Here is a 7,043-nt window from a genome sequence, read left to right as displayed (position 1 = left end):
ATGCCTTTTGAAGATTGCTTAGTAGCATGGTCCGTTAAAAATTCAGGGGCATCCCCTACAGCACCAAGATTATCATTAATGCACCCTAATGGCTTTACAAGTACAGATGTTATGGGTGCAGATATTTTGGAAGATTGGTGTTTTATGAATTGGTATATGGATAAAAACAGACCCTTACCTCCAGGTACTGCTTTTGATGAATACAGGTTGCAAGATTTTGAACGCAGAAAAGCTGAGGGTTTTCCTAAACCACTATTTCCAGGTACATTTCACACCCCAGAACGCACACCAGCGCAGCATAGACAACGTAAAGAGATTGGTGGTTGGTAAAATTTTCAATAGATATAGTATGAAAATAAAAAAAAGATATGGTAAACATGGTGGCTATTTACCCCATTGTGTGGACAGGGATATCACTTTACGCATAAAAAAAGAAGAGGCAAATAATCCTGAATATTATATTCGAGTAGATGATCAGTTTTTCATATTAAATGAGGCACTAGGAAGCGATACAAATAAATATTTTGGATTTTTACTTTATGGACTATTGTTGTTTATTACTATTTTAAGGCTAGCTGCTGGTAAAGAAATAAATTTTTTTATATCTTTTATTTTCTTTTTAATAGGCAGTTTATCAATTCTTTATTATTACAAGCACCCAAAGAAAGAATTAATTTTAGATAGAATGAATGGGATGATTACGTTCCCAAATTATTTTTATTTCAAACCTTTCACCATGCCTTTTGAAGATTGCTTAGTAGCATGGTCCGTTAAAAATTCAGGGGTATCTCCTACAGCACCAAGATTATCTTTATTACATCCTAATGGCTTTACAAGTACAGACGTTATGGGAGCAGATATTTTGGAAGATTGGTGTTTTATGAATTGGTATATGGACAAAAACAGACCCTTACCTCCAGGTACTGCTTTTGATGAATACAGGTTACAAGATTTTGAACGCAGAAAAGCTGAGGGTTTTCCTAAACCTTTATTTCCAGGAACTTTTCACACACCAGAACGTACTCCAGCACAGCATAGACAACGTAAAGAGATTGGTGGGTGGTAATTTTATTGGTATTTTTAAAATTAAATCCAAACAATTCGTCAGGCGCATACAAATCATAAGCATAACATTTTCAGCGTTAAGTAGCTAGAAAATCTATAAACTAATATTTCTGAAAATGGGTAAATATCTAAATAATCATCAAACTTTTGTAATAAGCACAAAACCCCCTTCAATAGACATAGAAAGGGTATATCCACATAAGGGAACTATAATTATAGAAGCTAATGATTTATTTTATAGGGTAGATCTTAACTATACTTCATTTTCAAGTAAAATTTTTGGTGGCTTAGCTATTATATGTGGTATATGGTTTTTAAGTCATGATGGTATTGATTTGTATTATGACACTTTTTCGGTATTTGTAATTTTTGCGGGTTTATTTTTTTTAATTTATGGCTTTACTGTTAATAAAGAGAATAAAACACTTCTGCTCGATAGAATTAATGGAATAATAAGTTATCCAGATATGTTTTACGCACCTTTATTAAAAGGAAAATTTGAAGATATAAAAGCTGTAATTTCAGTTAGTGGAGATGTTGATGGAACTGTTGGGAGAGAGTATTTAAAATTTGTAAATACATTTAAACCTAGAAAATTAGATGTACTAAGAACCATCTCTTACAAAGATCCTTATGAGGAATGGAGTTTATATGTTTGGTATATGGATAAAAATAGACCCTTACCACCAGGTACTGCTTTTGATGAATACCGCAAGCAAGATTTTGAAAGACGTAAAAGAGAAGGTTTTCCCAAACCCTTATTTGAAAGTTATATTCCTACTCCTGAAGCTACAAAAGAACAACAAGCAGTGCGCAGGAAAATTGGTGGGTGGTAATTAGTTAGTTTAAAAATAGAAAATAATAGTATCTTCAATTACTATAGTACTAAAATAAACAAACAATTATCTAAATACATGGTAAAAGATTTTACAAGAGCGATAACACATGAAAATTATGGAAAGGCAGAAAGTGGCTTGCAAAAATATTATCATAAGGTAGAAAAGATAATTTACCATACACCAATGAAACTAACGAAAGAAGAAGTGGAAAAAGGTGGAGTCTTTACTTTTTCATCGGATGAATTTATAACTTCACCTGATACTTCTAATGGATTGCCTTTTATTGTAGGGGGAGTTTCTCTTTCCAGTTTATTAGCATTGTTTTTTTTACTAAAAGAAGAGTTGGGTACTCCTGGAACTGTATACGTTTGTATTGCTGTTACAGCATTAATTTTTTCTATTATTTATTATTTTACAAAGCCTCCAAAAGAGAATATTTTAAACCGCAGAGATGGTTTAATTACCATAGAAGGGGCATTGTACCAACCCAATATTACCATGCGGTTTAAGGATGTTATTTGTTGTTATAGTACTGGTGGTGAAAATGGTTTAGGAGCTTTTCGATTAGAAGTCATACGCCCCAATAATTATACTTTTGCAATGCTTAATGCAGGAGATAAAGATTGTTATCGAGATATTTCTTTTTTTACTTGGTATATGGACAAAAATAGACCCTTACCACCTGGCAGTGCTTTTGATCCTTTTAGAAAAAAAGACTTTGAGCGTAGAAAAGAAGAAGGTTTTCCAAGACCACTCTATATGAGCAATGTACCAACACCCGAAGTTACTCCGGAACAACAAAAAGAAAGAGAAAGATTCTGGAAAGAAGAATTTATAGAGAACGATGGCGTTTTAATGAGGCATTTTACCTCCAGCGGGGTAGACAAATAAAGTATAGAAATGTCAATGCGACGAGACTATAAAGAAGTTAAATAACATCTCTGAAATAAGGTTTTATTTACCAAGTTATATTGGTTAAGGACTAAAAACAATATTAGAATGACAAAAAAGAGTTGGTGGAAAGAAGCTCCATTACCCTTTAAAATACTTACCTATCCAACAGAGGATAAGGTGACGAAATGGTTTGAGCAAGAAAGCGATAATAAAAAGGAAACATTTAATCAGGAACAATTTCAACTTTTATTAGCTTCAAAAGGAGTAAGTATAGGTGCACTTTGTTTTTTTGTTTTAGGTATTTTTGTAACTATAATTTTAACTCTTCTGGAACTTACAAATGAAGTTCTCAACTTTGATGAAAGTTATTTTTGGAGCTGTTCAGGTTTTTTTATTTTAAGTGCTTTATTTTGGTTGTATAGCTTTGCAATACCTAATAAGATACTTACGTTAAACCGTTTTACGGGTATAATGACCTACCCTAGCTATGGTTTCTATCCGCATTTTACAACCACCTTTACTAGAGCTACGGTTTACAGGGTTATTATGAGCGGTGCTGACGCTACATTAGCAGGCGCAAAACTAACAGCCCGTAACCCGTATGATTCAGGAGTTGGCAGAGGTAATTACGATTTAGCAGATAGTGACACAGAAGAATGGTGGAGTTTTTATGTATGGTATATGGATAAAAATAGACCCTTACCACCCGCAAAAGCTTTTGATGAATACAGGTTGCAAGATTTTGAACGAAGAAAAGCAGAAGGTTTTCCTAAACCCTTATACCCAAGTAATATACCTACGCCAGAAGCTACAAAAGAACAACAAGCAGAACGCAAAAAGATTGGTGGGTGGTAGCGTAGCACATGCATGAGTAAATCCTTATGTTTTAGCACAAGGAGAGCTGCTAGTTCTCAATCCGTACTCTTTTAGGGTAGTTATAAACCCGATAGAGCAAGTAGCGGGGTTGTCATTTTGTAATTTTATTCTTTAAGAACTAAAATCAAAGGATATGATTACAGATAATAAAAATCAACATAAAGAGAGAAAATACGGTGGCCTAGATAATACGGTGCAGCAAAATCACAGTTTAGATCAAGAGCCTCGAGATCTAGAAGCTACAAAAAATGCGAATGAAGAGATAGAGCACCCTGTTAATAATGGCGGAGTAGAAGCATCAATTCTGGATTTTGATTTAGAAGAACAATGGTTAGCAGTACGCGATGAGTATTTGGCGCATTATCCAAATATATTAGAATCTGAAACTCAATATGAAAAAGGAAGTTTCAATACCATAATAGAAAACTTAGCGAAGCGAAGACAGCGTACAACAAAAGAAATCCATACCGAAATTAGGGATTGGAATACGAAGAAATAATTCTAGCTCTTAAGCGAATCTAGCGGCGTAGTTGCGGCAGTAACATTTTGGTAAGACGTTTGCCCTTTTTAAGCGAAGTATAGGTATAGAGAGACTAAAGTATTTTCTGCTATACCTATATTTGTTTTTTATTTATTCTTATCATGAGTCATTTTAAAGAAACGTTGGAGAATCCGGTATGGTTTGCACTTAGTGAAGCACATGAGAAATTATCAATTACATATAACGGAGTTAAGTTTTATGATCCAGAAGTTTGTCCGTTTGGGGCCTTTACAGATGCTGCCAACACAGCCGAAGCCTTAAATACCTATGCGAAATCGTGTGATAGTTTTTTTCTGGTTTCTGAGTTTGGTGTTCCTACCTATGATAGCAATCATATTATTTTAAATCGAAAAATAGAAGGCTGTCAAATGGTACTCAATTCTTTGATTGAAACGCCAATAACTGAGACGATTGTGCGACTTACAGAGGATGATATGGAGGATATTTATAATCTAGTATGGCTTGTAATGCCTGGGTATTATCGCAAAAGAACCTTTGAAATGGGGGAGTACTACGGGATATTTAAAGAAGGTAAATTAGTGTCCGTTACCGGGCAGCGCATGCAAACCGATGAATTTGTAGAAGTAAGCGCAGTAGTAACACATCCAGACTACGGACGAAGAGGGTTGGCTAAGCAATTGGTATACCATGTAACTCAGCAAATTTTAAAAAATAAGAAGAAGCCCATTTTACACACTACAAAAGGAAATGCGGCAATACCCTTGTATGAAAAATTAGGGTATCAGTTAACACGGGATATGAATTGGTGGCATTTTTCCCGTAAATAAAAAAAATAGCACATACATTATTTCAAATTACCTCAGATATTGCGTAATAATTTGATTCTGAGAATCTTGTTATGGCAAAATGTTTGGGATATAATTTTCGGAACCATTTTTTGAAACTTTAGGCTACTTTGTAATAGAATATTTTCAGGACACTTGCGTTAGATAGACTTAAAGTTCTTAAGATTTTAGGCAAATTTATGTCATAAAATAAAGAATTTTAAGGTCTGAATAAGCTGAAAAAGACCTTAAAGATGAGTAGGCATTTATAACAAACCTAAACAACTTACGCATGAAAAAATTATTAGTACTATCAGCCGCATTACTTGGTATTTTCTTTACTTCTTGTAGTAGCGATGATGATGATTCTGGAAACCCATTAATAGGCTCTTGGGGCTTTTTTCAAGATGAAAATGCAAATGGAGAATTAGAAGAAGGAGATGAATGTTCTAAAAAGTTAACATTGATTTTTAGAGAAGATATGTCTTTTGAGCTTGAAGCTTATGGAAGTATTACTGGAGATCCCGATGAATGTGAAAAAGATAGTGATAGCGATACAGGAACTTGGGCTATTTTATCGGAAGGAGTTTTAGCTATTACCTTTGATTCAGGAGGAGTTGAAGAGTTTAATTATTCTATTGAGAATAATACGCTCACCTTTACATCTACATACGAATCAAATGGAGAAACGGAAACAGAAAGAAGCATCTATATCCGTAGATAATTACTTCATCAAGTAATAAAAGAAGCCAAGACTCTTTAACTTAAAGTGTCTTGGCTTTTTTTGGTTTTATTACGAAACCTTTAAACGAATAAAAAGCAGTCTTCACAGTTTTTTATTTCCCCATAATAGGTCTCTCTGTATTTGTGTAAGGTCTTTACGGGAAAGCCTAAAAAGTATTTTTTTATGTAGGTTACTTTTGTCTGCAAACTCCCCATTTTTGTAGTGTGTCTTTGTTCTGTTTTTGTTTCTCTCTTAATGTGTATTAACTTCATAAAATTGTAATGGATTAAGGCTATAGTATATCATAAAGAAAGAAGATTCCAAAAATAAAACGTTAAGATTTTGTTAGTGTGTTCTCAGCGACTAAGCCTTGTTTTTAAGAGGTTTTTTAGTCTTTGTCATACCTATGTATGACATATATTTTAATGTTACGAGTAGGAGCCAGATTGTGTTTCAATGCTATTTCAAAAATCTTAGCCTAAATTTGTACCATATACTATATAGCACTTATCTTTAAATGAATTATTAAAATAACTATCTATGGAATTCGAAAATATACTAGTAAATCAACAAGAGAATATGGCTACGGTGACCATTAACCGTCCTACTAAATTAAATGCATTAAATAGAGATACCATACAAGAATTACATGATGCTTTTAAAGTCCTGAATAAGGATAAATCAGTCAAAGTAATTATACTAACCGGAAGTGGTGAAAAGGCTTTTGTTGCTGGAGCAGACATTGCTGAATTTTCAGATTTTTCGGTAAAAGAAGGTGGTAAGCTTGCTGCAAAAGGTCAAAAGTTATTGTTTGACTATGTAGAGAATTTAGCGACCCCTGTGATTGCTGCAGTAAATGGTTTTGCTTTGGGTGGCGGATTAGAACTTGCTATGGCCTGCCATTTTAGAGTAGCTAGTGATAATGCTAAAATGGGCTTGCCAGAAGTTTCTTTAGGAGTAATTCCGGGATATGGAGGTACGCAACGTTTACCACAATTGGTTGGAAAAGGGCGTGCTAATGAAATGATAATGACGGCTGGGATGATTGATGCTCAAAAGGCACTTTCTTATGGTTTGGTAAATTATGTGGTAACACCCGAAGAATTAATGCCACTTTGTGAGAAGTTAGCAGGTAAGATAACGAATAATTCATCTGTTGCCATCCGCTACGCAATAAAAGCAGTAAATGCTGGTTTTAGTACTGATACCGATGGCTTCGATAAAGAAATTAAGGCTTTTGGAGAATGTTTTGGAACCGATGATTTTAAAGAAGGAACTACAGCATTTTTAGAAAAAAGAAAAGCACATTTTGAGTAACT

Annotated in this window: 9 protein-coding genes and 1 pseudogene; 9 read left to right on the top strand and 1 reads right to left on the bottom strand. The window is 34.0% G+C overall.

What is annotated here, in order from left to right; genetic code table 11:
* The 8 genes and pseudogenes from BLQ19_RS02870 to BLQ19_RS02835 form a co-directional block, all read left to right on the top strand.
* Nucleotides 1-330 (top strand): annotated as a pseudogene (locus tag BLQ19_RS02870) (hypothetical protein); the annotation flags it as partial.
* 19 nt (nucleotides 331-349) lie between these two features.
* Nucleotides 350-1,066 (top strand): hypothetical protein, encoded by a 717-nt coding sequence (locus BLQ19_RS02865; RefSeq protein ID WP_074537311.1) that lies wholly within the window; start codon nucleotides 350-352, stop codon nucleotides 1,064-1,066.
* A 115-nt stretch (nucleotides 1,067-1,181) separates the two neighbouring features.
* Complete coding sequence (locus BLQ19_RS02860; RefSeq protein ID WP_074537310.1) at nucleotides 1,182-1,901, top strand: hypothetical protein; 720 nt, start codon at nucleotides 1,182-1,184, stop codon at nucleotides 1,899-1,901.
* A 78-nt stretch (nucleotides 1,902-1,979) separates the two neighbouring features.
* Nucleotides 1,980-2,795, top strand: a complete 816-nt coding sequence (locus BLQ19_RS21390; protein ID WP_074537309.1) for a hypothetical protein — start codon at nucleotides 1,980-1,982, stop codon at nucleotides 2,793-2,795.
* A 108-nt stretch (nucleotides 2,796-2,903) separates the two neighbouring features.
* Nucleotides 2,904-3,653, top strand: a complete 750-nt coding sequence (locus BLQ19_RS21385; RefSeq protein WP_074537308.1) for a hypothetical protein — start codon at nucleotides 2,904-2,906, stop codon at nucleotides 3,651-3,653.
* 154 nt (nucleotides 3,654-3,807) lie between these two features.
* On the top strand, nucleotides 3,808-4,173 hold the full coding sequence (locus tag BLQ19_RS02845; RefSeq protein WP_074537307.1) for a hypothetical protein: 366 nt from the start codon (nucleotides 3,808-3,810) through the stop codon (nucleotides 4,171-4,173).
* 143 nt (nucleotides 4,174-4,316) lie between these two features.
* Nucleotides 4,317-5,003, top strand: a complete 687-nt coding sequence (locus BLQ19_RS02840) for a GNAT family N-acetyltransferase (protein WP_074537306.1) — start codon at nucleotides 4,317-4,319, stop codon at nucleotides 5,001-5,003.
* A gap of 289 nt (nucleotides 5,004-5,292) precedes the next feature.
* A complete protein-coding gene (locus BLQ19_RS02835) occupies nucleotides 5,293-5,724 on the top strand; it encodes a lipocalin family protein (RefSeq protein ID WP_024482174.1) in 432 nt (143 codons plus the stop codon).
* A gap of 80 nt (nucleotides 5,725-5,804) precedes the next feature.
* On the opposite strand, the gene BLQ19_RS21465 is transcribed toward BLQ19_RS02835, so the two are convergent.
* Nucleotides 5,805-5,996, bottom strand: a complete 192-nt coding sequence (locus tag BLQ19_RS21465; RefSeq protein ID WP_029447357.1) for a hypothetical protein — start codon at nucleotides 5,994-5,996, stop codon at nucleotides 5,805-5,807.
* 268 nt (nucleotides 5,997-6,264) lie between these two features.
* On the opposite strand from BLQ19_RS21465, the gene BLQ19_RS02825 reads away from it, so the two are divergent.
* Nucleotides 6,265-7,041 (top strand): enoyl-CoA hydratase/isomerase family protein, encoded by a 777-nt coding sequence (locus BLQ19_RS02825; RefSeq protein ID WP_024482172.1) that lies wholly within the window; start codon nucleotides 6,265-6,267, stop codon nucleotides 7,039-7,041.
* Nucleotides 7,042-7,043 lie beyond the last annotated feature (2 nt).

The sequence above is a fragment of the Cellulophaga baltica genome (genome assembly GCF_900102165.1).
In the GTDB taxonomy this organism is placed as follows: Bacteria; Bacteroidota; Bacteroidia; order Flavobacteriales; family Flavobacteriaceae; genus Cellulophaga; species Cellulophaga baltica.
Note: the sequence above shows the minus strand (reverse complement) of the source record. Positions and strands in the feature narration are given on the sequence as shown.

Bases quoted from the DNA above. Each gene is read 5' to 3' on its own strand.
- BLQ19_RS02865 (WP_074537311.1), top strand. From the start codon at position 350: ATGAAAATAAAAAAAAGATATGGTAAACATGGTGGCTATTTACCCCAT.
- BLQ19_RS02860 (WP_074537310.1), top strand. From the start codon at position 1,182: ATGGGTAAATATCTAAATAATCATCAAACTTTTGTAATAAGCACAAAA.
- BLQ19_RS21390 (WP_074537309.1), top strand. From the start codon at position 1,980: ATGGTAAAAGATTTTACAAGAGCGATAACACATGAAAATTATGGAAAG.
- BLQ19_RS21385 (WP_074537308.1), top strand. From the start codon at position 2,904: ATGACAAAAAAGAGTTGGTGGAAAGAAGCTCCATTACCCTTTAAAATA.
- BLQ19_RS02845 (WP_074537307.1), top strand. From the start codon at position 3,808: ATGATTACAGATAATAAAAATCAACATAAAGAGAGAAAATACGGTGGC.
- BLQ19_RS02840 (WP_074537306.1), top strand. From the start codon at position 4,317: ATGAGTCATTTTAAAGAAACGTTGGAGAATCCGGTATGGTTTGCACTT.
- BLQ19_RS02835 (WP_024482174.1), top strand. From the start codon at position 5,293: ATGAAAAAATTATTAGTACTATCAGCCGCATTACTTGGTATTTTCTTT.
- BLQ19_RS21465 (WP_029447357.1), bottom strand. From the start codon at position 5,996: ATGAAGTTAATACACATTAAGAGAGAAACAAAAACAGAACAAAGACAC.
- BLQ19_RS02825 (WP_024482172.1), top strand. From the start codon at position 6,265: ATGGAATTCGAAAATATACTAGTAAATCAACAAGAGAATATGGCTACG.